The sequence below is a fragment of the Bacillus sp. PSXD-155 genome, assembly GCF_049310765.1.
GTDB lineage: Bacteria > Bacillota > Bacilli > Bacillales > Bacillaceae_G > Bacillus_A > Bacillus_A cereus.
On sequence record NZ_JBMOWC010000034.1, the window covers coordinates 24,148 to 47,396 of the forward strand.

Below are 23,249 nucleotides of genomic sequence, written 5' to 3' on the forward strand. Positions count from 1 at the left end.
ACATTTAGTTTTACGTTAATTTGCAAACTATTTATTGCTCTTAATTCGCATGCTTTATTATCCCTCATTTAGTTGAATCTATTTTGTTATAAATACGAAATGTGGACGATAATAGCAGCTTATCCGTTTCATTCGTTTCCCTATTACGTATAGATAAATACGGGGAGAAAAATTAGTACAAGTTAACCAAAGGCCTAAAAAGACTATTGCTTAATCTTATTTCTTTCTTGTTTTCTTTGAATAAAATCATCTAGAAATGTTGTACCAATCTCATCTATAAATTTCTCGAAATTTTCATTAAACAATTTATTATGTTTTAAATGGTATCCATTATCAAAGAAAAAATTCTTAAATCGTTGATACCTATTTACGTTCTTGTATTTATTATCTAAAACCCTAAATATCGGACGTCGCCTTTCCATCAATTGACAAAAACTTTCAAATTCCTCAATATCTAAATGAAAATATCCTTTAATAGGGAATTCCATATAATCCATAATTTCTTTTTCAATCATAGTTTCGAAATATTCTATTGTTGGAAAATGCCCTTGAGTAATAACCATAAGATAGATTTCGTTTACCCCATTTAAAACAGGATGATTTTCTTGTCTTATTTCTTTTAGTCTATCATGTAACTGTTTAATAGGTTTAATTACCATTTTATTCATGTCAGATTTGACACTATCTTTTGTTGCCTTAGTAATTGAAGCCAAAGGTAATTTGTAACTTTTCACTTCAACTGCTAATAACTTATCACCTAATCTAATCATTATATCTGGTGAGTGCTTACTTTTGTCTTTTCCATATCTAAATTCATCTACAAATTGGTATGGTAGTTTAGACTGATTAACCGAATGCTCCGCTAGTTTTTGTGTATAACGCTCAAAAGGTTTCCCATAAAAAGTAAAGAAACTCTCATCTTTTGCTGGATAACAATTCCTAACTTTAAAAAACAAGTTAGTAAATAGTTGTTCGTAGACTAAATTTGTACTAAATGGTAAGAATTTATTTTCATCGACACGTAATAAAGGTTTTTTTGTAAGCTCTATAAAATTCCATGTCGAATCAATTTCTTCTTTCGCCCATTGAGAAATCGAATTAAAGTCGGTCATTAAAGATAGTACTATCTCTTTCGCTGGCTCTTCTATATTGAAATCTTTAAAAAGTTCATCAATATTCCTTAGCCATTCATCGCCTAAATTTTTCGGCTTCCTAAATACCGACATTAAAGCAAAAATCACACTGATATATTCCTTAATTGTGTATCCGTATGAATCTAAGAAATCTTTATTAATATCAAGAAATTCATTAGGTTCGTACAAATCTTTATTCGAAGCAATTTCAGTATATACTAACATTGTGCGACACAATGTATGGTAAATGTGATCCACATTATTAAATATTGCATTGTTATATAGTTCAACGAAAAGCTCTTCGGAAATCTCACCATCTCCTGTATACAAATAGTCATTAATTGACAATGAGAGATATAATGTAGAGTTTACACTTTCCGGCGTACCTTGAAAATCTCCTATTTTGTTCGGATCTCCATATGCCAGTATCCATTTCCATAATTGCAAAATGCTTTGATTCGAAAAAACAACATTTTTCTCTATTATTTCTTCAAACTTGTTAATTAGATTTTGACTAACGCCTTCCATTATCTTTTTGGGATAGCCCTGTTCAGTTAAATTGTTAGAAATCATATTTGTATACATTTCTTTAAATAGCTTTTTCAATGTATCCTCTTCGAAATCGTCAGTAGATATTTGTGATAGTAAAATAAAAGAGGACAGTAATGGCATATTATCTATAAGCTTTATAATATGTTCCTTAGGTAATTTACCTCCAAAAAGTTCACTATATGTTGCTATTACTTTTACATTTCTCAATGAATCAATTCCCTCCATACTAAATTATTTACTGTATAAATTTCGAATATAGCTTCAATTCTATTAGAAATTCATTCCAAATAATAGTTTACCATTTTTGAATATAACAAAAAAGAGAGCCTTATCAACTCTCTTTCAAAAAACAACTTCTTATACCCTGCACCCGCGTAAACTCCCGTTACTTCCGATGACGTTCTTTATTATGCGCTTCGTCCTTCTCCTACCGTCTCTAACCACGAACGCTACTACGAATAACAATATCTATGCTAAAATTACATATATTATAGCGAGGTGATCCAGGTGTTTGAATACCTAATAAATAAGCAAAAGTTTGTTATTTCACTAGGGCAGTTTATAACTTACAATGTAATACACAAAACGCTAAACGATGCATCAGGTCGTTTTTTAGGACGTACATTACGAACTGCAGAAGAAATAAATGAGTTAGATTGTATTCAACTGGCATATGAATTTTATGAAAGCGTATATCCGTACTATTTAGAAGGTGGAATATCAAGAGTGGATATGATAGAGCATATCGTACGCTACATCGATAAGAGAATTCCGCAAACCCACAAAAATGGAATGTTAATTATACGGGTGGAGTAGCACCGTCACAACTAAAAGTAAATATTGTGGACACTGGATTAGTGCATCATTACGGGGAATAGAAATAGCCGCTATAAATAGCGGCTCCATTCATTTTTATCACTAAATTATACGACTAGTACTTCTCAGATAGTTCCTAGAATGCCTTACGTTTCACTTCAACATCTTTCCGCAGAAACAAGCTAAATTTATTGAATTTCTTTTTTAGTGTGAATTTAACTGCGAGTTGCTTTCTCACAGATTCAGATAACAGTAAAGCACACCCATATTAAAGAAAAATAATAAGTTTGTTAGTTTGCCTCTTCTTCTGCAGGACCTATAGTTGATAGTATCAATAAAGTATGAATAATAAGCTGAACTGTAAAACGATTAAAATACGATGGTGATACTAAACCATGAGCCATATTATTCCTTAAATTGTAACCTCGCACATCATTATAAACTAACTTGAAATAAAATATGGCATCTTCTCCCAAAACATCCTTTAATTCACTTGAGGCTAAAATATCCCCTAATAAAATCTTATCAAATCCTCCTTTTTTATTAGGTTTATGTATATTTCCACCTACTACATGAATAATATTACGTAATGTCGCCTCAATATAAGGTATTAACACATGTGATGCACTCAAATAATCTCCCTGTAAATAATGTTTAATTCCAGTCTTAAGTAACTCTTCATTTTGTGGGTCATGAATTGGGGTACTAGATAATAATGCAGTAAATTTATTTTCATTTAATTGATGTAATTCAATGAATTTTGGCAGAACCATAGCCAAGTATTGACTTTTGAGTTGGAAATCAAATGTAATTTCTTTAGCTACTTGATCCTTAGGATTATCCATATCTAGTGTTGCCATAGCTAAACCCGATTCATTAATATGCTTAACATTAAATAATTGTTGTATAACTCCTATACCTGCAGCACTTCTCTCTTGTATACGTCTTTCATATTCATCTATTTTGGGCATAAAGTATAAAACGATTAAATGCTTATCTAAATCAATATCTCCAGTTATAAACTGCGCAATGAATGCAGATATCTTTTCCTCTGAAATTTCTTCCTCATAGCTAAACTTTTTTAAATCTTTCATTCCTTCTTTTGCTACAACTTCAATCTTTTTAATTAGCCGCGATCGTGAACTTTCTGTATGAATCTGTGCAAATTCATACCAATCATATAATTGCTGATATCTATATTCCTTTAGATTTGAATTACAATTACTACGATCTATACTTTCTTCTATCTCCTTCAAAATAGCTGTAACTTTCTCTTTATCATTTTGTCGATGGTATGTTACTAGTTTTTTAGCTGCATATTCTACTGCATACCAAAGTTCTTCATTTTTTTCATTCATCCTCTTCAGAAGTCTCTCAAATCTCTCTTGAATTCCCATAATAATCCCTGAACATTGTTCTTCCGTAATACTAATGCTATTATCTTCTAAAATTAATGCATCAAAGCAAAATCCCCATAATCCAATTTCAGTATCCTGAGAAATACAATTCTCTAAACTCAACATGATTTGCTGAACTTTACTGATATCCTCAGTTTGATTAAGCGATTTAGCTAGTTGTAGAGCTCGTATAATATTAGTTTTCAACTCAAATGGATCATTAATTAACTTCTCTTCTACAATCGAAATATATCCTTGAATTGCGAATTTAGCACATTGAAAACTATTATTCACTTTAATATTCATCTTTCTAGAAAAATTCCAAACTAAATCGCCATATCGGGCCTTCAATATACTATTAGAGGTTTCCGTTGCTCTCTGTTGCCAATAGGATAAAGCTTCAAGTGTAATTGCGCTCTTTTCCGGATAGATTATTTGCTTATAATAAACTGGTGTAAAATAGCTATCTACATCATATGCATAATCTCCCTCTGTCATAAAGCTTAGTGCCATTTTTTCATATTCATAATTAGGTTCATCTTGGTGCGCTTTAATTATTTCTAATAACTCCTCCATGTATTTTATATTTTTTACCGCCTCTAGATTTTGAGTCATTTCATTCAATTTTATCTCTCCTCTTTACAAAAGTGATTAAGTCTCTTAAATTAGAATGTCTACTTTATACGTTTAGTAAATTTTACCACAACATTCATATGATTCAAATTATAACACCCCCCTACGATGGGAATTGCAGGAACTTTCACATTATTTAAAAAGAAATACTGAATACCCTAACCGCTTGCACTCTCGTAAACTCCCGATACACCTTCCGTCTTTCCGCATTTCTAGACTTCGCTTCCCTATCGATTTGCCACGTTTCTTTTCTCGTACGTTTCCTCCTAACTGGAGGCTTGTAGTTGCGGTGGTCGACGCCGTATTCTTCCGCTACTTTCATCGATACTTCTCCGTTGTGTCTACCTAATAATTTTATATTTTTTCCTTTTCCCCGCACGATTTCACTACTTTTTGCAACCTATAAATACGTAAGCAATATAAGAACGGGAATAATAAATAACCACCGCGCCTACCCCGCAATAAATCGTAATAATACCTATAGTTAGATACACGACTGAAAGGGCGAGGCTTTCAAATACTCTACTACGCGTTGCACATCGTCTAAGAAATCCCGCAATGCATTTAACGTACTTTCATACTCGGCCTTAGATCACCTATTTAACGCATGAAACTCGCCTTCATAATGCTTTAAAAATGCGTACTGTTTGATGAAGTCACGTGTGTGCTCCGAAAACTCCATTACCATTCCGGAAATTTCAGTTTCGTTCGTAATCCTGTAAACATTTTTGGATACATCCCATAATGTTCCCGATACAAGCGTAATTGTTCTTCTGATTCGGTGTCTTTTACGTATTCCACTTCCGGTTGTTTATTACGTTCTTCTGTTAGTAGTTGACCGAGTACTTGTTTATCTTGTTCGGCTTGTTTCAACGTCTTTTTTACTTCGCGTAATTCACGGACCGTCATTTCGTCTACTGTTTTAGTTTCGCCAGTTGACGGGATTGTGTGCGATTTATCTCGTTGTTCTTCTGGCATTGTGGAGATAAGGTATAAGGCTTCAAGCCCAATTTGATTCGACGTCGAATCATTTACATCTAACTCTTCGTAGACAGTTATAAACTTTGTCGCTTGATTTCTACTCATACCAATAGAATTGCACCATGAAGCCCATCTACCATGTACCAAATCATTTTCTTTTACGTGTTTCAGGCGCTTTCCTATCTCGAAAATAGCTTCACCCGCTACTCGTTGGTAAGCGTTTATTTCTGCGGTGATTACGTTAATGTCATTAGATAACTTCGCTATTTCATTACTCATTAATAACACCTCCTTAGTATTTAAAACCTGACAACTTCGCTCACGCTCGTTGTATCTCATTATCTATTAGCGGCGTTCTTTTATATAAGTAATTACCGCCGAATATATTAATGATGGAAGGATATTTCGATAGAAATAGACTTCAGGGTTTTAGCTCTTAATCTTTTTCTAGTTAAAAGATAGTTCTTGTTAAAAGATAGTTCTTGTTAGTGTGAACTACAACCATGTGTGGAAGTTACCATATGTGGTCACGCGTCACATGGACTAATAGATTCCGGTTCATTTCCGAATATTGTTAGCTGACTAATCGGTAGGATCGTATATACCGTATTCTCCCACTGTTGTGTACGCTCATGTCTGCGTCTTTCCTTAACGACTAATGGCTTTCCATCCCCAACGATATTCACATAGCTTTTTAATGCGTCTGTTGGCGCTCTCTCGACTTATATTTAATCGTTTCGCAATCATGTCTTGCGTTGGATAACATTCGCCATCTTCGTCCATGAATGATGCTAGTACACAAAGTGTCGTCCATCTTTCCGGACCTAAGTCCGCTATTAAACCGGAGTGTACCGCGTCGACGTACATTTTTAGAAAGATGCGTGTCTCGCGTTTTCCACTCGTAATTGAATATTCCGTTTGGGCTTCGATTGATACCAAGTTGCTATTTTCGTTCACCCGTTTCCACCTCCGTGTAATGCCTTGTGAACTCCTTACATTTACTATGACGCGAGACTTTGTAAACTCGCGCACTTTTCATAAATAAATTTCGGATTTATTTTTCTCATCGCTTATATAAACGTTTAGGCTTTTGAAATTGAGCCAATGTTTTTTACTTTTTTCTACCTTTTATACCCCTATACAATTTGTGACTTTAGTTTTAGAATACAGGTAATGGAAGATATAACCTCTTTCTTGTGACTTTTTAAAGGAGGACATAAGATTGAGTGGTACAGTAAGTAAAAATAAGGATACAGGTAAATGGGATTTTATCTTCGCTATTAAAGATCCAATGACAGGCAAGCGTAAACAGATACGCCGTAGAGGTTTCGCTTCTAAACGAGAAGCAAATGAAGAAATGACGCTCTTAAAGGCTGATTATCTTAACGATGATTTTCTTAAGCTTTCCCATATGTCATACGAAGCATTTATGGAACAGTGGTTTAAAGAAAGGCAAAATCAGCTTCAAAAATGTACCTTTCGAGCAAATTACACGCATTACTTAAATATAATAAAACCTCGTCTCGGACACTTGAGGATTCAAGACATTACAACAATGCACCTACAAAATTACATCAACACGTTAATAGAGGAGAATTATTACTCAAAAGGTACAATAAATTTAGCTTTCAGTTTTATAAGAACGTCTTTGAAAAGAGCTAAAGTACTTAAACTTATAAAAAATAACCCAGCAACCGATGTTGTTTTACCTAGAATAATTAAAACTGAAATGGAAGTATGGACGTTGGATCAGGTAAATTACTTTTTGAGTGGGAATAAGACAATGAAGAACACTACGAGATTTCGTATTAGTTTTTCAATTGCGATATTTACTGGAATGCGTCAAGGTGAGATTTTGGGGCTACGCTGGAAAGATATCGACTTTGAAAACAATAGAATTTTTGTCAGACAAACGTTGTCTGAGCGTGGGGAATTAAAGTATGGAGCGAAGACTAAAACGAGTATACGTACAATTCATATTCCGAAGATTTTAGTAGAAGAATTAAAAACACACCGAAAGTTCGTCGAATATGAAAAAGAAAAAGCCAGTGATAAATACACCGACTTAGACTTAGTTCTCCCCTCGAAATATGGGAAACCTTTAGATTCTCGAAGCATACGAAGATCATTTTACAATGTAACCGAAAAACTCGGCTTACCGAGAATAAGATTCCATGATTTACGACATACTCACGCTACACTATTAATTCAACAAAACGTTAATGTAAAATTAATTTCAGAACGACTAGGTCACGCTGATATAGGTACGACATTAAATACCTACAGTCACGTGTTACCTGATATGCAACGTTCTGTAGCTGAAAAGCTCGACGAAGTCTTCGAAAAGTGTGACCGCTAGTGTGACTCGACCTTCAAATTCCGAAAAAAAACGAGTGGAAAAATCGATGGTTACAGGTGTTACTTCACCACAAACCGCGTCTGACTACACCCATCCTTCTGCTTCGTTACTTCTAATACAGCTGGCATTGCGTTTTTCAGCTCTTGAACGTGTGAAATGACACCGATAAATCGGCCTGATTTTTGTAAGTCAATTAAAGCATCTACTGCTTTCGTTAATGATTCTTCATCTAATGAACCGAACCCTTCATCGATGAACATCGTTTCGATGGAAATACCACCTTCATACGCTTGAATGACGTCTGCCATTCCAAGAGCTAAGCAAAGTGATGCATTAAATTTCTCTCCGCCGGATAGTGTTTTTACATCGCGTGTTTGGCCAGTGTATGCATCGTACACATCTAAGCCTAATCCACTTTGGCGGTTTCTTTTTTCAACTCGTTCACTTCGTTTTAAATAAAATTGTCCATTTGATAATTTACGTAATCGTTCGTTTGCGATTTGAACAATTTGTTCTAAATACTCAATTAAGATGTAACGTTCAAATGATATACGACTTTCGTTATCACCTTTCATTACTTCATATAAATCAACAAGTTCTTGGAAGGCTTTTTCTTCCTCGTGAATTTGTTCGTCAATACGTCTAATGTTTTCATGTAAATCAGAAATATATGTTACCGCATTTTGCGCACGTTGACGTTTTTCTTTAATGATATCGAGATTAATTTCTAGTTCTTTTATGTGTTCACCTAAAGATGTAATATCCATATACTCTTTATCTTTTAATTCTGAGTTTAACTCTTCGATTTGTTTTGCAAGCACTTCAAGCGATGAATAATAACCTTGAATTTCTTTTTGTAACATCTCCATCTCGGCATCGCTTAATTTGGCTTCTTTATACGTGAATTCATCTGTAAACCCACTTTGTTCTAGCTCTTTCATAAAGCGTGCGAAAGTCTCTTCTTTCTTTAATTTTGCACTTTCAAATTGATTAGAAGCACCTTTTTGTTCTGCTTGAATACGTATATTTTCATTTTGCCAATGCTGATACGCTTCCTGGACTTTCTTCCATTCGTCCTCCATTAACCTAAGTTCCTGCATAGCTTGGTCAAACTGTGCTTTCCAAGCTTGTACTGTTTGTAAGTTTTCTGGAATATTTCGTTTATCATGTTCATATGACGTACGAAGTTGCATACACTCCATTTCTGTACGGTGCTGCATTGTTTCCACTTCTCGTTTTTGTTTCTGAAGTTCTTCTATTTTTTCTTCTACGCTTTTCATGTTCGCAGCAATCTGCTTACGTGTTTCTTCACTTGCTTTTAACGTATTAACGTCTGCAGCTAATTGTTTTCCTTTTTGAACAAGTGCACTATATGTTTCAACTAATTTTTCGGAGTTATAGCCACGTTTCACAACTTCTTCTATCACTTGTTCATATTGTAGTCGATAAAAATTCCATTTCTCCTCTACTTGCACATGTAATTTTTCAGCAATGTTCTTCTTATCTCTTAAATCGTTTAACTCTTTTTCATCGATCGCATTACTTTGCTCTGTAGCTTTTTGCGGATGATTCGTACTACCACATACCGGACAAGATGCACCGTCATGTAAATGAAGAGCTAATATACCAGCTTGTTCACTTAACCAACGGCGCTCCATATTTTCATATGCAAGAACTGCCACGTGCATTTTATTATTTGCCACTTCTTTTTCTTGCTCGAATTTTTGTTTTTCTTGCCAAACATCATATGCTTGCTTTAAAACTTTTGCATCTTCTCGCATATTCGTTAGTTCTTCTACTTTAGCTACATATTGCTCAAGTGCTTGTTCTAATTGCTGCAATTCATCAGACATTCTCTGTTTTTGGCTTGTATGCTCTTCTAGTTGTTGATCCAACTTTTGCATACTTTCTTTTAATTTCCCTATTTGAATTTCGGCATTTTGTAAATTCAGCTTTCTCTCAGCTAATGATTCAATGATTGCTTGTAACTCTTCTAATCTTTGAACAAGTTTTTTAGCCTCTTCTCGTTCAGCTTCTTTATTCTTTACTACTTCATACTTCTCCTGAGCAAGTTCAAAGCTGTTCATTATCTGTTCTTGTTTGACGATTATCTGTTTTAACAAACTTTCAGCTTTCTGCTCATTTTGCATCGCTTCTTCATACCATTGTTCAAATGGTAATAAGCGCTTTGCTTGTTCCGCACGTTTAAAGGATTTTTCTTTCCTTTCAATTGCTGCACGGTTCTCTTGTAAAGTGTTATATTTCTCATTCTTTTGTTGTAAATCTATAAATTTCTCATTTACAGATTTTGCTGCATGAAAACGTGTTTCTGCATCCTTTAATTGCTTCGTTTGAACATCTTGTTCTACTTGTAATTGCTCAACCTCTGCCTTATACACTGTTGTTTCTTGTTCTAACGCTTCTACTACTTGATGCGTATTTACATATTCTTGTGCCGCTAATGTCTCTAATAATGCTCCATCACGGATTGGTAATTTAAAAACATTACGAAAATAGAGCTCTCTCTCTTTTTGTTTTTCTTGTAAAACATCTTTCCATTGTTTTCTCTTTTGATCAAGTAACTCACGCATTAATTTATAACGATCCGTTTTAAAAATACGACGTAAAATCTCTTCTTTGTTTTCCGTCTCAGATGTTAATAGTTTTCGGAATTCACCTTGTGGTAACATAACAATTTGACTAAATTGATGTTTACTTAACCCAATTAAATCTTCCACTTTTTTGTTTACGTCTGTTACATGAAAACGATCGACGGCTGGAACGTTTTCTCCATCAATAACTTCATATAATTCTACTGCATGTCCTGTAATGGTCTTATTCCCTTGTTTTTTATGTCCAAGTTGTCTTTTTATTTCATAGCGTTTCCCTTTTAATTGAAAGGTTAGTTCTACACTTGTATAAACATCATCATCAGCAAATTGACTTCGAAGCATGCTCGTATCACTACGTTCTTCTCCACTAGCCTCACCATATAACACATAACAAATCGCATCAAAAATCGTTGTTTTTCCAGCTCCCGTATTCCCAGAAATAGCGAAAATACGATGTTCTCCAAGATATTCAAAATCGATTACTTCTTTCTGTTTATATGGCCCGAATGCTGTCATAATAAGCTGAATCGGTCTCATCCTCGTTCACCTTCCCGTTCTTGCACTGTTTGTAATACATCTATAAATAGGCGTTCTTTCTCTTCTGATAAATCTAACCCTTTCATTTCTTTATAGAAAGCCTTTAAAAGAGATAAATCATCCGTTTTATGTCTTGAAACCGTTACTTCATTTGTATCTGTGAGTTCTCGCCTTTGCATCGCTCTTTCAACGTGCATTGCATTTGGATATACAGATCGTATTTTCTCCATTGGCTGTAAGACAGGGTTTTCATCTAATAATTTTACAAATACGTAATCTTCACTTACTGGGTGCTGTAATAATTCATCTATTTTCGCTTCTACTGTTCGCATTTTACGACGTGGTGAAAGTAACCTTTTTTCAATTGCTACTTCACCAGTTTCATTCAGTTCTACAATGTAATAACCTTTTTTATGTTTCTCTTCAGAAATTGAATAGGCAAGTGGTGAACCTGAATATCTAATGGTCTCATTACGTACGAAATGCGCTTGATGTAAATGTCCAAGCGCTGTGTAATGAAACTTATCAAAATAATGACTATTTACATATTCAGCACCACCAATTGAAAGTGGTCGTTCTGCATCACTTGTATTCTCCTCCGCTTCTCCTGAAGAAGTTACAAATGCATGTCCAACAAATACATGTCTAGCTTCTTTATCCATTGTTTCAGAGAGCTCATTCATAAAAATGCGCATCGCATCATCATGAGAACGTACATCTTCATTTTTCAACACGTGTCTAACTATGCTTGGGTCTGCATACGGTATTAGATGGAAGTGAACCTCTCCATATTCATCATTTAGTACAACAGGTTCATACGGGAATTGAAATTGGCCTGCAATATGTAATCCCTGTTTTTTCATTAAACTACTCCCAAAATGGATACGATCCGGACTATCATGATTACCAGCTACTGCAATAACTGGTGTTTGTAAATCAATAACTATTTTTTGCAGCACATCATTTAATAAGTCTACTGCTTCTGTAGGTGGAATTGCTCGGTCATATAAATCCCCTGCAATAATTACAGCATCTGGTTTTTCTTCTTCAACAGCCTGTACAAACTGATCTAATACAATCTTTTGGTCTTCAGTCATATACACGCCATGAACAAGCTTACCTAAATGCCAATCCGCTGTATGAAATAACTTCATATTTTTCTACTCCTTTTAATTTACTGATTTTAGTGAAACGAGTTGATAGTTTATTGTAGTTTTTCCGTTCTCCCACTCTAGCTTCAATATCGTTGCACTTCCAATTCTTTCTTCATTTGATTTATATAAAGGCAATATTTCTTGAATTGTAAATAAGTGATAACCATCCAATATTAATTGAAATATATTTTCTTCAATATGTAATCTTACTTCTTTTTCATTTGAAATAATTTTTGTGTGCATCTCAAATTTCATGATAGATACAACCCCTTTTTATAATCTCTACATTTTAATAGTATAGTGGCTATGCAAGATTGACAAGTACATACACAGCAAAGTACACACTTTTCTATTGTTATATGTTTTATGTATTTTATATAAAATACGGTATGTGAAATTTTATATTTTCTCCAAAATAAAAATGCCTATTGTGACATCTTTATTTTTGTATAAAGTCTTTCATTACATAATATAAAACGGTAATTAAAACGATTGCGACGAAAAATGAGAACACTGCGACAATGTACCCATCTTTATTTAATAAAATACAGAATGAAATAGATATTATAAAAATCGGAAATACGAGACGTACTTTATCCTTCACTTCTTCTGTCGTATCTGTATGATGAAAATACTGCGTTATCCCTATCATTAAAGAAGACAAAATAATAACCGACAATAGTAAAGGTCCTGGCATTCCGATTTCTCCTTTCTCTATTTCTAATTCAGTGTAAAATTTTTTATTACAATTGTACGATTCATTTTTTCTTCAAACACTCTTTTTAGAATTGATAATGAACAATTCACACCTATATAATAGCGCTTTTATCATTATAACTTCAAATAATTACACTTACAGTAATGTTGTAATATTCCCCCTCAGTCTCTGAAATCCTGCAAAGATAACTCGTCAAAATATGCGGTGACCAAATTAATATTTACCGTCAACTTTTGACAAAATTTATAAAGGACATTTCAGTACATATCAAGAATTAAGAATAAGAAGATATGTAAGGGAGGATGCATTATGACTGAACACGTTTTATTTTCTGTTAGTGAAAACGGCGTTGCAACAATTACTTTAAACCGTCCAAAAGCACTTAATTCTTTATCTTATGACATGTTACAACCTATCGGACAAAAACTTAAAGAGTGGGAACACGATGAGCGTATTGCACTTATCGTGTTAAAAGGAGCTGGCACAAAAGGTTTTTGTGCAGGTGGCGACATTAAAACTCTTTATGAAGCGCGTTCCAATGAAGTGGCATTGCAACATGCAGAACGTTTTTTTGAAGAAGAGTATGAAATTGATACATATATTTATCAATATACAAAACCGATTATTGCTTGTTTAGATGGAATTGTAATGGGCGGTGGTGTCGGTCTTACAAATGGTGCGAAGTATCGCATTGTAACTGAACGTACGAAATGGGCAATGCCAGAGATGAATATCGGCTTCTTCCCAGACGTCGGAGCTGCATATTTCTTAAATAAAGCACCTGGATATACAGGACGCTTCGTTGCTTTAACAGCATCTATTTTAAAAGCTTCTGACGTATTATTTATTAATGCTGCTGATTACTTTATGACATCTGATTCATTACCAGAGTTTCTTACTGAACTTGAAAGTGTAAATTGGCATAAAGAAGTTGATGTACATACTAATTTAAAAGAAGTTATTCGTACATTCGCAACTGCTCCAAACTTAGAAAGCGAGCTGACTCCTTCATTAGAAGTAATTAATTCACATTTTGCTTACGATACAATTGAAGAAATCATCCATTCATTGGAGAAAGATGAAAGCTCCTTTGCTCTAAAAACGAAAGAAACACTGTTATCAAAATCACCTATTTCACTAAAAGTAACATTAAAACAGTTTATTGATGGACAAGATAAATCCGTTGAAGAATGTTTCGCTACGGACCTTATACTTGCTAAAAACTTCATGAGACATGAAGATTTCTTCGAAGGAGTACGCTCCGTTGTCGTTGATAAAGATCAAAATCCGAATTATAAATATAAACAGTTAAGTGACGTTTCAGAAGAAGATGTGAATCGTTTCTTTAATTTACTTAATGCATAAAATGAAACTGTAATGAGTGGGTGTTTTGTTCATCCCCCACCTAACTTCTTTGCTCCAGTTAAATCTTGTGCGGTGGAAATCTTACTACTCGCAGGGATAAAATCGAGGCTATATAGTAGTGTAATTACAGCTACTATATAGCCTTTTTTATTTAATAATTTTTAATAAAATTTAATTTTATTAAATCCATTTTTGTGCTACACTGATTTTAATCAAATATTCTAAAAATAAAAAGGAGGGGCGGCTATGATAGAAAATTATCTTCTTTTCATCATTATGTCTATTTGCCTTATCATTTTACCTGGTCCAGATACAGCAATGGCTACGAAAAACACATTGGTTGCTGGTAAAATCGGTGGAGTGAAAACAGTGTTTGGTACATGTATTGCACTATTAATTCATACTTTAGCTGCTGTAATTGGTCTTTCTGCACTTATTGTAAAGTCAGCTCTTTTATTTTCTATTTTCAAGTACGTTGGGGCTCTCTATTTAATATATATCGGTATTAAAGCCCTTTTAGCAGTAAGAAACAAAGAAAACTTAGATACAAATGATCTATCTTTGAATAATGAAAACGAACATACTTCTTGCTTTCGCCAAGGATTTCTTACAAATTTATTAAATCCTAAAGTTGCAGTCTTCTTTTTAACTTTTTTACCGCAATTTTTAAATCCAAATCATAATACATTTATTCAACTTCTTGTAATGGGCCTTACTTACCTCGTTTTAACAGTCATTTGGTTTGCATTTTATATATTTTTAATTGATAAAATTAGTGCTTTTATGAAAAAACCAAAGACGCAACGTTATATTCAAGGGCTAACAGGAGTCGTCCTAATTGGATTTGGTATTAAACTAGCTTTTGAAAAAAATAATTAACAAGATGAAAACCACCACCACTATTAATAGTGGTGGTGGTTTTCATTTAATAGCTGATTTGGCTGTTTACTCTATATTAAAACCAGCGCTCAGTTACAACTTTTTTACGTGTATAGAATTGAACGCCATCTGTACCATTTGTACCTAAATCACCAAAGAATGAAGCTTTATTTCCTGCAAATGCGAAGAATGCCATTGGTGCTGGAACGTTTACATTTACACCGATCATACCAGCATCGATGTTATCACGGAATGTTTGTGCATGTTTACCATTTGACGTATAAATAACCGCACCGTTTGCAAATTTAGATTGATTTGTTAGTTTAATACCTTCTTCTAAATCTTTAACACGTACAATGCTTAATACTGGAGCAAAAATTTCATCTTGCCAAATTTTCATTTCTTGATTCACGCCATCAAAGATTGTCGCACCTACAAAGTAACCTTCTCCAACTTCTTCATTAATTTTACGGCCATCTACTAATAAAGTTGCCCCATCTGCTACACCGCTATTAATATAGCCTAAAACGCGCTCTTTATGAGATTCACGGATTAATGGTCCAACATAGTTATCTTCGTTAAAGCCATCGCCTACTTTTAATTTTTTCGTTTCTGCTACTAATACATCAATGAATTCATCAGCAATTTCATCCACTACTGCTACTACTGAGCATGCCATACAGCGCTCTCCACTACTTGCAAATGCAGATCCAATTACACCTTGTACTGTTTTCTCAAGATTGCAATCTGGCATTACAATCGCATGGTTTTTCGCACCTGCTAACGCTTGTACACGTTTTCCGTGTTTTGTACCTGTTTCATATACGTAACGAGCTACCGGCTCAGAGCCAACGAACGAAACAGCTTGAATATCTTTATTTTCTAAAATGCTATTTACAACATCTTTTCCGCCTTGTACTAAATTTAATACGCCTTTTGGGAAACCTGCTTCATAGAATAATTCTACAAGTCGCTCCGCTAAAAGTGGCGTTCTTTCCGATGTTTTTAATACGAATGTATTACCGCAAGCAATTGCAAGTGGGAACATCCATAATGGAATCATCATTGGGAAGTTGAACGGTGTAATACCAGCAACAACTCCGATTGGGTAGCGCCAAATTGATCCATCAATTCCGCTAGCAATATTCGGAAGCGCTTGTCCCATCATTAAATTTGGCGTAGATGTTGCAAGTTCTACCGCTTCAATACCACGCTGTACTTCACCTGTTGCATCCGTTAGCGTCTTACCATTTTCTAGCGTAATGATTTTTGCAAGCTCATCTTTGTTTTCTTGTAATAGCTGTAAATATTTATATAAATTTCTTGAACGATTCGGAACTGGTACTTTAGACCATGTTTCGAATGCTGCTTTTGCCGCTTCAACAGCTTTTTCAACATCCTCTTTTGGAGATAGTGGAACGTAAGCGATAATTTTTCCAGTCGCTGGATTTGGAACTGCTTCTACTTCCGTACCTGTCGATTCAACCCACTCACCGTTAATGTGATTTTTCACTCGTTTAATTTCAGTTGTAATCATTGTATTCTCTCCTTTGTATAATTTATTTTTGATTAGAAATTAATTGCTCGCTAACTTTCTTATATAAAGCAGCCATATCGTTTTCACCATATCCAGCTTGACTCGCTTCGTCATATACATTTAATAACATTTCGCTTACCGGTAAATGGAGTTCGCTTTCCTTAGCTAAGTCAACTGCAAACCCTAAATCTTTCTTCAATAAGCTCACAGTAAATCCTGGCTCGTAGTTTTCAGGTGCTATAAAACTTTTAAAATTACGTTCATAAATTCTGCTTTGACCGTAACTTACATTTAAAATATCAAACATTTTATCTAAATCCATATTGTTCTTTTTCGCTAATGTTAAAGCTTCACTTACACCAGCTGTATAAAAACCAATTAATAAGTTATTAATTAACTTAACAGTTGTACCACTATCAATCTGCTCACTAACATGGAAAATGTTCGCGCCTAGAACGCCCATGATAGATTCCGTTTTCTCATATACCTCTTTTGATCCACCAACCATAAACGTTAATGTACGATTTTCGGCTCCAATTACACCGCCGCTCACAGGTGCTGCTAAAAAGTTTACTTTCTTTTCCTTTGCAGCTTCCTCTAATTGTTTGTTTAACTGCGGCGATACCGTACTTGTATCAATGAAAACTACATTCGAGTGACCATTTTCAAATAATCCTTCTGCTCCAAAATATACCGCTTCAACAGCGCGAGGTGAAGGTAAACTTGTAAAAACTACATCACATGTTTCTGCTAGTTTTGAGATTGATAGACCGATAATTCCGCCTTCTTTTTCAAAGGACGCTTCTGCCTCTTTATTTAAGTCCACGCCATATACTGTGTAACCTGATTTAGCTAGATTTTTTGACATCGGAAGACCCATGTTACCTAAACCGATAAAACCAATCTTTTTCATATCGCTTTCCTCCTATTTACACAATATATTTCCCGCGATTTATAATAGCTTTCGCAATTTCTCTCTTCTTCGTAAATACGTTCGTGTATAAAGGTACTAATAATTGACGGATTTCAGCTAAAATCACATGTCTATCTTGTTCTTCTGTGACAGCCGCCGAAAGTACAGAAATCGCTGCTTCTTCTACTTTACGGTATCCTTCTTCACAAATAACATCCGTTATGAGTTGCTTCGTACGTTCTTTTTCCTCACCATTTTTACTTACCGCTTTTCTCGTACGTAAAAACGCTGATTCCATGACGTACACGTCCGTCAACATATTTGAAATTACACGTGAATATTCTTGTTCTTGGTCGATTTTTAGACCTGGAGTTTTAGAGAGCGTTTTCAAAGATTGTTTCAACAATTTTTTCGCTAATAAAATGTAACGATGGTTTCTTTCGACATTTGCTACATCACTTTCTACTTCAGTATCTTCTAATTGTTCGATTTGCTTCATTAACATTTTGGCAACTGTTAATCTATTAATTTCATTCGTTCCTTCAAAAATACGACTAATTCTAGCATCACGATATAATCGTTCTACCTCATACTCTTGCATATAACCGTAACCACCATGAATTTGTACAGCTTCATCTACGATATAAGCAAGTGTTTCAGAAGCGTTCACTTTATTAAGTGCACATTCAATTGCAAATTGGGACATTTTCTTCATAAGATCTTCATCGCTCTCATGAATTGCCTCATCGATTACACCTGCTGTACGATAAGCTGCACTTTCTGCTCCATATGTAGCAATGATCATATTTGCAATTTTCTCTTGAATCATCGTAAAGTCTACTAATTCCGTTTGGAACTGTTTTCGCTCTTTTCCATATTGAACCGACAAACCAATTGCTTGTTTTGCTGTTCCAATATTTCCAAAAGCAAGTTTAAGTCTAGCAAAGTTAAGAATATTAAGGGCTACGTGATGCCCTTTCCCAACTTCCCCTAAAACATTTTCAGCAGGGATGACAACATCTTCTAAAATAAGAGTCGCTGTTGAAGAACCTTTAATCCCCATTTTCTTTTCTTCTAATCCAATAGATACACCTTCACATGTTCTTTCGACAATAAACGCTGTCATTCCTTTATTTGTCTTCGCAAAAACAACGTATACATCTGCCATATGAGCATTTGTAATCCATTGCTTCTCACCATTTAACTTCCAAGCTGTTCCCTCTTCATTCAATACGGCGCTTGTTTTTGCACTTAATGCATCCGAACCAGCATTTGGCTCAGTTAAAGCATAAGCACCAATCCATTCTCCCGATGCGATTTTCGGTAAATATTTTTCTTTCTGTTCTTTCGTTCCATAATATATGTAAGGCAATGTACCGACACCAGCGTGTATATTAAAAGAAACGCTAAACGCACCAGCGTAACCCATTTTCTCTGCTACAAGACCTGAGACAGCCTTTCCTAACTCGAACCCGCCATAATCTTCTGGTACCTCAATGCCTAATAATCCAAGTTCCCCAGCTTTCTCAAATAATTGACGAGAAACTTTATAGTTATGTTGTTCAATATTCTCCATTTGTGGAACAATTTCTTGTTTAACGAATTGTTCTGTCGTTTTTGCGATTAAATCTTCATCACCTGAAAAATCTTCTGGTGTAAAGTAAGTATGATTTATATCTTTATTGAGTGAAAAAAATTCATCCCATGGTAACTTCGTTTTCTCCATATGTATCCCCCTATCATTCGGCTTTCATAGCTTTTTGCTTATGCTCGTCTACGATGAGTGGAATATCTTTTTTGAAAATAGAAGGCGATGATTTTTCACATCAAGCATTTTATTTTGCCAAAGATGTATTTTCATCGCCTTCGCTGCTTGATCTATTGATCTTCTGATAATACTGTTTTTGCAATACCAGTATCTAACTCTTCAAAGTCATGATATGAAATTGTTTCGTATAATTCACTTCTCGTTTGCATATTAGAAAGTGCATCTTTTTGAGAACCTGTTTCTTTAATTAAAGTAAACACATTTTCATACGCTTTCGCTGCAACGCGAAGTGAAGTTACAGGATAAATAACCATTTGGAAGCCCATATTTGCAAATTCCTCTGCACTATAATATGGAGTTTTTCCAAATTCAGTCATATTCGCAAGTAAAGGTGCATTTACCTTACTATTAAATAGACGGAATTCTTCCTCTGATTGAAGCGCTTCAGGGAAAATTGCATCTGCACCTGCTTTTACATATGCATTTGCTCTTTCAATTGCTTCATCTAATCCTTCAACGCCGCGAGCATCAGTACGTGCTACAATGTATAAGCTCGGTGCAACTTCTTTAATCGCTTTAATTTTTTGAACCAATTCTTCTGTAGTAACAAGTTTCTTACCATTTAAATGTCCACATTTTTTTGGTAATTGCTGATCTTCAATTTGGACAGCTGCTACTTTCGCTTCCACCATTTCTACAGCTGTTCTCGCTACATTTAGTACACCACCAAATCCTGTATCAATGTCAACAAGAACAGGTAAGTCTGTAGCTCTTACTAAATCTCTTGCTCTCTCAGCCACTTCAGTAGACGTCACGATACCTAAATCTGGTAAGCCTTTACTTGCAGTATAAGCAGCTCCTGATAAATAAAGAGCTGAAAAACCTGTATTTTTTGCAACTAAAGCCGCCATTGCATCATGAGCACCTGGAATTTGCAAAATTTCATTTGCTTCTACTAAAGCTCGGAATCGATTCGCAAGCTCCTCTTGTGTTGACTGCTTTTTCACAACCCAAGCCATTCTAAATTCCCCCTATTATTAAATTAAGAATAGATCTACAAATTCATTTACATTCATATTTTCTAGCTTTTCTTCATTTAAACAAACTTCATGAATTTGTTCTTGTTGCTTACTAGAATAATGACCTGCCATATTTGCAGTGAATTTTTGAACAACTTTTGGAATTGCTTCGTCTCTACGGAAACGGTGACCAAGTGGATATTCACATTCCACATTTTCTGTTACTGTGCCATCTTTAAAGTGAACTTGAACAGCGTTGGCGATTGAGCGCTTGTTCGGGTCAAGGTAATCTAAACTGTACTGTTTGTTTTCAACAACAACCATCTTATTACGTAATTCGTCTACACGTGGATCGTTTGCTACTGCATCTTCATAATCGTCTGCAACGATATCTCCTTTTAATAAACCAATTGCCGTAATGTATTGTAAGCAATGATCACGATCAGCTGGGTTATTTAATGGACCTTCTTTATCAATAATACGAATTGCTGATTCATGAGTTGTAATTGTAATGCGGTCAATTTCATCCAATCTCTCTTTAATTTCCGGATGCAACTTCACTGCACATTCTGCAGCTGTTTGTGCATGGAATTCTGCTGGATATGACACTTTAAATAATACATTTTCCATTACATATGACTCTAGTGGTCTTGCTAATTTTAATTCTTGTTTATTGAATAATACATCTTGGAATCCCCATCCTGGCGCAGATAATGCTGTTGGATAACCCATTTCACCTTTTAGAGCAGTCATTGCAAGATGAACACCGCGGCTCGTTGCGTCACCTGCAGCCCATGATTTACGTGAGCCCGTATTTGGAGCATGACGATATGTACGAAGACTAGAATTATCAATCCACGCATGTGATAATGCATTAAAGATTTCTTCACGTGTTCCGCCAAGCATTTTCGCAACTACTGCAGTTGTTGCTACTTTTACATATAATACATGGTCAAGACCAACTCTGTTTAAGCTGTTTTCTAAAGCCAGCACGCCTTGAATTTCATGTGCTTTAATCATCATTTCTAATACTTCACGTACTTTTAAAGCTTCTTTTCCTTCTGAAATACGAACACGGCTAATATAATCTGCGACCGCTAAAATTCCGCCTAGGTTATCAGATGGATGTCCCCACTCTGCTGCAAGCCAAGTATCGTTATAGTCTAACCAACGGATCATACATCCGATATTAAATGCACCTTTTACTGGATCTAGTACATAAGACGTACCTGGTACACGTGTACCATTTGGCACGACTGTTCCTGGCACAACTGGTCCTAGTAATTTCGTACATTCTGGATATTGTAATGCTAAAATTCCACATCCAAGTGTATCAAGTAATACGTAACGAGCTGTACTGAATGCTTCTGCACTAGTAACCTCTTTATTTAATACATAATCCGTAATCTCTTCTAATAATGCATCTTTTTGCTTAATTTCATTTGTTTTAATCATGCTATCCTTCCCTTTCTGTCGAAAATTCGTTATTATTAATGATGGGTGTCGGTCAAACACCCATCTGGCGGGCGGTGCTAACAACTCCCCAGTTGTTCTTATTTACTAAGTACATGTCGCTCGCCAATATAATTTACACGCGGACGGAACAAACGATTATTTGCATGTTGCTCAATAACGTGCGCACATAATCCCACTGTTCTAGAGCTAAAGAAGATAGGTGTGTAAAGTTGAATTGGAATACCTAGCATCCAATATACTGGAGCTGCATAATAATCAAGATTTGGATAAATTCCTTTTTCTTTTTCCATAATCTTTTCTCCAGCTTCACACATTTCATATAGTGTATAATCACCTTTTACATCACATAACTGTTTTAAAGCTTCCTTCATCATAAGTGCTCTTGGATCCATCTTCTTCATATAAACACGGTGTCCAAAGCCCATAATTTTTTCTTTGTTATATAATTTCTTCTGTAATAACTCTTCAAATTTCTCAACATTACCAGCTTCTAAAAGCATGTACATAACCGCTTCATTTGCACCGCCATGTAAACTTCCTTTTAAAGATGCAACTGCACCTGTTAAAGCACCGTATAAATCTGATTGTGTTGATGCAATAACGCGAGCTGTAAATGTAGAGTTTGGCATTTCATGCTCACTATATAAAACAAGGGAACGATCAAAGATCTTTTCCTCAAGTTCAGTTGGTTTTTTACCAGTTAACATATAGAAGAAATTCGCACTATAAGATAATTCTTTAAGAGGTTCAATTGGCTCCTCATTATTTAAAATATGATAGCTATTCGCTACAATGTTTGGCACTTTACTTAACAGCTTGTACCCTCGGCTTTTATTCACTTCTAACGAGCGGTTTTCGATATCATTATCGTAACCAGCTAACGCTGACACACCTGTACGTAATCCATCCATGGGATGCGTCTCTTTAGGCAATGCCTTTAGTACGTTGAATACACCTTCTGGTACTGCATATTCTTCTTTTAATTTCTTTTCAAGTGTTGCTTTTTCATCTTCATTCGGTAGGTGTTCCTCCAATAAAAGGTGCACAATGTCTAAATACTCTTTTGTTTTTGAGAGTTCGATTAAGTCATACCCTTGAATTACAATTTCACCTTTTACTGTGTCAAGAAACGAGATTTTCGTCTCCGCTGCCACTATACCATCTAATCCCGGGGAAAATTTTTCTTCAGCTTTCATCATTATTTCCTCCAATCCTAATAGATCTTCGTGCACATAACTGTAAGCCTTTACAATATTGTGAAACTACATTTCTATTTCAATGTATCAGAGTTTTTAGAAGATTTCAATTTATTTTATAATGATAAGTTTCCTACACTTTTCTTACTGTAACAATACAATTTTTTGAAAATAATTCTTATATTTTATAAAGAAAGAATAGAC

Annotated in this window: 19 protein-coding genes; 4 read left to right on the forward strand and 15 right to left on the reverse strand. The window is 34.9% G+C overall.

The window, feature by feature from the left end; all coding sequences use genetic code 11:
- Window positions 1-203 precede the first annotated feature (203 nt).
- On the reverse strand, window positions 204-1,892 hold the full coding sequence (locus ACO6VI_RS25210) for a hypothetical protein (RefSeq protein ID WP_422424363.1): 1,689 nt from the start codon (window positions 1,890-1,892) through the stop codon (window positions 204-206).
- A 300-nt stretch (window positions 1,893-2,192) separates the two neighbouring features.
- On the opposite strand from ACO6VI_RS25210, the gene ACO6VI_RS25215 reads away from it, so the two are divergent.
- Window positions 2,193-2,501, forward strand: a complete 309-nt coding sequence (locus tag ACO6VI_RS25215) for a hypothetical protein (RefSeq protein WP_136804047.1) — start codon at window positions 2,193-2,195, stop codon at window positions 2,499-2,501.
- Between the two features lie 290 nt (window positions 2,502-2,791).
- Here ACO6VI_RS25215 and ACO6VI_RS25220 read toward each other — a convergent pair whose 3' ends face one another.
- The 4 genes from ACO6VI_RS25220 to ACO6VI_RS25235 form a co-directional block, all read right to left on the reverse strand.
- The gene (locus ACO6VI_RS25220) at window positions 2,792-4,513 is read right to left on the reverse strand and encodes a DUF4209 domain-containing protein (RefSeq protein WP_422424379.1); all 1,722 of its coding nucleotides are present in this window, start codon (window positions 4,511-4,513) and stop codon (window positions 2,792-2,794) included.
- A 154-nt stretch (window positions 4,514-4,667) separates the two neighbouring features.
- A complete protein-coding gene (locus ACO6VI_RS25225; RefSeq protein ID WP_422424365.1) occupies window positions 4,668-4,853 on the reverse strand; it encodes a hypothetical protein in 186 nt (61 codons plus the stop codon).
- Window positions 4,854-5,212: 359 nt separating this feature from the next.
- On the reverse strand, window positions 5,213-5,791 hold the full coding sequence (locus ACO6VI_RS25230) for a DUF3102 domain-containing protein (RefSeq protein WP_422424367.1): 579 nt from the start codon (window positions 5,789-5,791) through the stop codon (window positions 5,213-5,215).
- 369 nt (window positions 5,792-6,160) lie between these two features.
- Window positions 6,161-6,469: a helix-turn-helix domain-containing protein gene (locus ACO6VI_RS25235; RefSeq protein ID WP_422424368.1), complete on the reverse strand. Its 309-nt coding sequence runs from the start codon at window positions 6,467-6,469 to the stop codon at window positions 6,161-6,163.
- Window positions 6,470-6,734: 265 nt separating this feature from the next.
- On the opposite strand from ACO6VI_RS25235, the gene ACO6VI_RS25240 reads away from it, so the two are divergent.
- A complete protein-coding gene (locus ACO6VI_RS25240) occupies window positions 6,735-7,871 on the forward strand; it encodes a tyrosine-type recombinase/integrase (RefSeq protein WP_422424370.1) in 1,137 nt (378 codons plus the stop codon).
- Between the two features lie 59 nt (window positions 7,872-7,930).
- Here ACO6VI_RS25240 and ACO6VI_RS25245 read toward each other — a convergent pair whose 3' ends face one another.
- The 4 genes from ACO6VI_RS25245 to ACO6VI_RS25260 form a co-directional block, all read right to left on the reverse strand.
- Window positions 7,931-11,020 (reverse strand): AAA family ATPase, encoded by a 3,090-nt coding sequence (locus ACO6VI_RS25245; protein WP_422424372.1) that lies wholly within the window; start codon window positions 11,018-11,020, stop codon window positions 7,931-7,933.
- On the reverse strand, window positions 11,017-12,174 hold the full coding sequence (locus ACO6VI_RS25250; protein ID WP_000765150.1) for an exonuclease SbcCD subunit D: 1,158 nt from the start codon (window positions 12,172-12,174) through the stop codon (window positions 11,017-11,019). Before ACO6VI_RS25250 ends, ACO6VI_RS25245 begins: the two co-directional genes overlap by 4 nt.
- A 15-nt stretch (window positions 12,175-12,189) precedes the next feature.
- On the reverse strand, window positions 12,190-12,429 hold the full coding sequence (locus ACO6VI_RS25255) for a DUF2584 family protein (protein WP_000667344.1): 240 nt from the start codon (window positions 12,427-12,429) through the stop codon (window positions 12,190-12,192).
- 184 nt (window positions 12,430-12,613) lie between these two features.
- On the reverse strand, window positions 12,614-12,871 hold the full coding sequence (locus tag ACO6VI_RS25260) for a hypothetical protein (RefSeq protein WP_001119409.1): 258 nt from the start codon (window positions 12,869-12,871) through the stop codon (window positions 12,614-12,616).
- Window positions 12,872-13,201: 330 nt separating this feature from the next.
- On the opposite strand from ACO6VI_RS25260, the gene ACO6VI_RS25265 reads away from it, so the two are divergent.
- Both ACO6VI_RS25265 and ACO6VI_RS25270 read left to right on the forward strand, forming a co-directional pair.
- A complete protein-coding gene (locus ACO6VI_RS25265) occupies window positions 13,202-14,257 on the forward strand; it encodes an enoyl-CoA hydratase/isomerase family protein (RefSeq protein WP_053564566.1) in 1,056 nt (351 codons plus the stop codon).
- 246 nt (window positions 14,258-14,503) lie between these two features.
- On the forward strand, window positions 14,504-15,136 hold the full coding sequence (locus ACO6VI_RS25270) for a LysE family translocator (RefSeq protein WP_000572348.1): 633 nt from the start codon (window positions 14,504-14,506) through the stop codon (window positions 15,134-15,136).
- A 76-nt stretch (window positions 15,137-15,212) separates the two neighbouring features.
- On the opposite strand, the gene ACO6VI_RS25275 is transcribed toward ACO6VI_RS25270, so the two are convergent.
- From ACO6VI_RS25275 to mmgD, 6 genes are all read right to left on the reverse strand, one after another.
- Window positions 15,213-16,673 (reverse strand): CoA-acylating methylmalonate-semialdehyde dehydrogenase, encoded by a 1,461-nt coding sequence (locus ACO6VI_RS25275; protein ID WP_000633344.1) that lies wholly within the window; start codon window positions 16,671-16,673, stop codon window positions 15,213-15,215.
- A gap of 22 nt (window positions 16,674-16,695) precedes the next feature.
- Window positions 16,696-17,586 carry an NAD(P)-dependent oxidoreductase gene (locus ACO6VI_RS25280; protein WP_422424376.1) on the reverse strand — a complete coding sequence of 297 codons (891 nt, stop codon included), beginning with the start codon at window positions 17,584-17,586 and terminating at the stop codon, window positions 16,696-16,698.
- 16 nt (window positions 17,587-17,602) lie between these two features.
- A complete protein-coding gene (locus tag ACO6VI_RS25285; RefSeq protein WP_000415995.1) occupies window positions 17,603-19,312 on the reverse strand; it encodes an acyl-CoA dehydrogenase family protein in 1,710 nt (569 codons plus the stop codon).
- A gap of 152 nt (window positions 19,313-19,464) precedes the next feature.
- Window positions 19,465-20,373 carry a methylisocitrate lyase gene (gene prpB, locus ACO6VI_RS25290; RefSeq protein WP_000312640.1) on the reverse strand — a complete coding sequence of 303 codons (909 nt, stop codon included), beginning with the start codon at window positions 20,371-20,373 and terminating at the stop codon, window positions 19,465-19,467.
- Between the two features lie 18 nt (window positions 20,374-20,391).
- Window positions 20,392-21,828, reverse strand: a complete 1,437-nt coding sequence (prpD, locus tag ACO6VI_RS25295; protein WP_000598139.1) for a 2-methylcitrate dehydratase — start codon at window positions 21,826-21,828, stop codon at window positions 20,392-20,394.
- A gap of 98 nt (window positions 21,829-21,926) precedes the next feature.
- A complete protein-coding gene (gene mmgD / locus ACO6VI_RS25300; protein WP_001987369.1) occupies window positions 21,927-23,048 on the reverse strand; it encodes a citrate synthase in 1,122 nt (373 codons plus the stop codon).
- Window positions 23,049-23,249: the final 201 nt, after the last annotated feature.

Excerpts from the sequence above, each read along its gene's own strand:
- ACO6VI_RS25220 (WP_422424379.1), bottom strand. The coding sequence starts at position 4,513 with ATGACTCAAAATCTAGAGGCGGTAAAAAATATAAAATACATGGAGGAG.
- ACO6VI_RS25225 (WP_422424365.1), bottom strand. The coding sequence starts at position 4,853 with ATGAAAGTAGCGGAAGAATACGGCGTCGACCACCGCAACTACAAGCCT.
- ACO6VI_RS25230 (WP_422424367.1), bottom strand. The coding sequence starts at position 5,791 with ATGAGTAATGAAATAGCGAAGTTATCTAATGACATTAACGTAATCACC.
- ACO6VI_RS25245 (WP_422424372.1), bottom strand. The coding sequence starts at position 11,020 with ATGAGACCGATTCAGCTTATTATGACAGCATTCGGGCCATATAAACAG.
- ACO6VI_RS25250 (WP_000765150.1), bottom strand. The coding sequence starts at position 12,174 with ATGAAGTTATTTCATACAGCGGATTGGCATTTAGGTAAGCTTGTTCAT.
- ACO6VI_RS25255 (WP_000667344.1), bottom strand. The coding sequence starts at position 12,429 with ATGAAATTTGAGATGCACACAAAAATTATTTCAAATGAAAAAGAAGTA.
- ACO6VI_RS25260 (WP_001119409.1), bottom strand. The coding sequence starts at position 12,871 with ATGCCAGGACCTTTACTATTGTCGGTTATTATTTTGTCTTCTTTAATG.
- ACO6VI_RS25265 (WP_053564566.1), top strand. The coding sequence starts at position 13,202 with ATGACTGAACACGTTTTATTTTCTGTTAGTGAAAACGGCGTTGCAACA.
- ACO6VI_RS25270 (WP_000572348.1), top strand. The coding sequence starts at position 14,504 with ATGATAGAAAATTATCTTCTTTTCATCATTATGTCTATTTGCCTTATC.
- ACO6VI_RS25275 (WP_000633344.1), bottom strand. The coding sequence starts at position 16,673 with ATGATTACAACTGAAATTAAACGAGTGAAAAATCACATTAACGGTGAG.
- ACO6VI_RS25280 (WP_422424376.1), bottom strand. The coding sequence starts at position 17,586 with ATGAAAAAGATTGGTTTTATCGGTTTAGGTAACATGGGTCTTCCGATG.
- ACO6VI_RS25285 (WP_000415995.1), bottom strand. The coding sequence starts at position 19,312 with ATGGAGAAAACGAAGTTACCATGGGATGAATTTTTTTCACTCAATAAA.
- prpB (WP_000312640.1), bottom strand. The coding sequence starts at position 20,373 with ATGGCTTGGGTTGTGAAAAAGCAGTCAACACAAGAGGAGCTTGCGAAT.
- prpD (WP_000598139.1), bottom strand. The coding sequence starts at position 21,828 with ATGATTAAAACAAATGAAATTAAGCAAAAAGATGCATTATTAGAAGAG.
- mmgD (WP_001987369.1), bottom strand. The coding sequence starts at position 23,048 with ATGATGAAAGCTGAAGAAAAATTTTCCCCGGGATTAGATGGTATAGTG.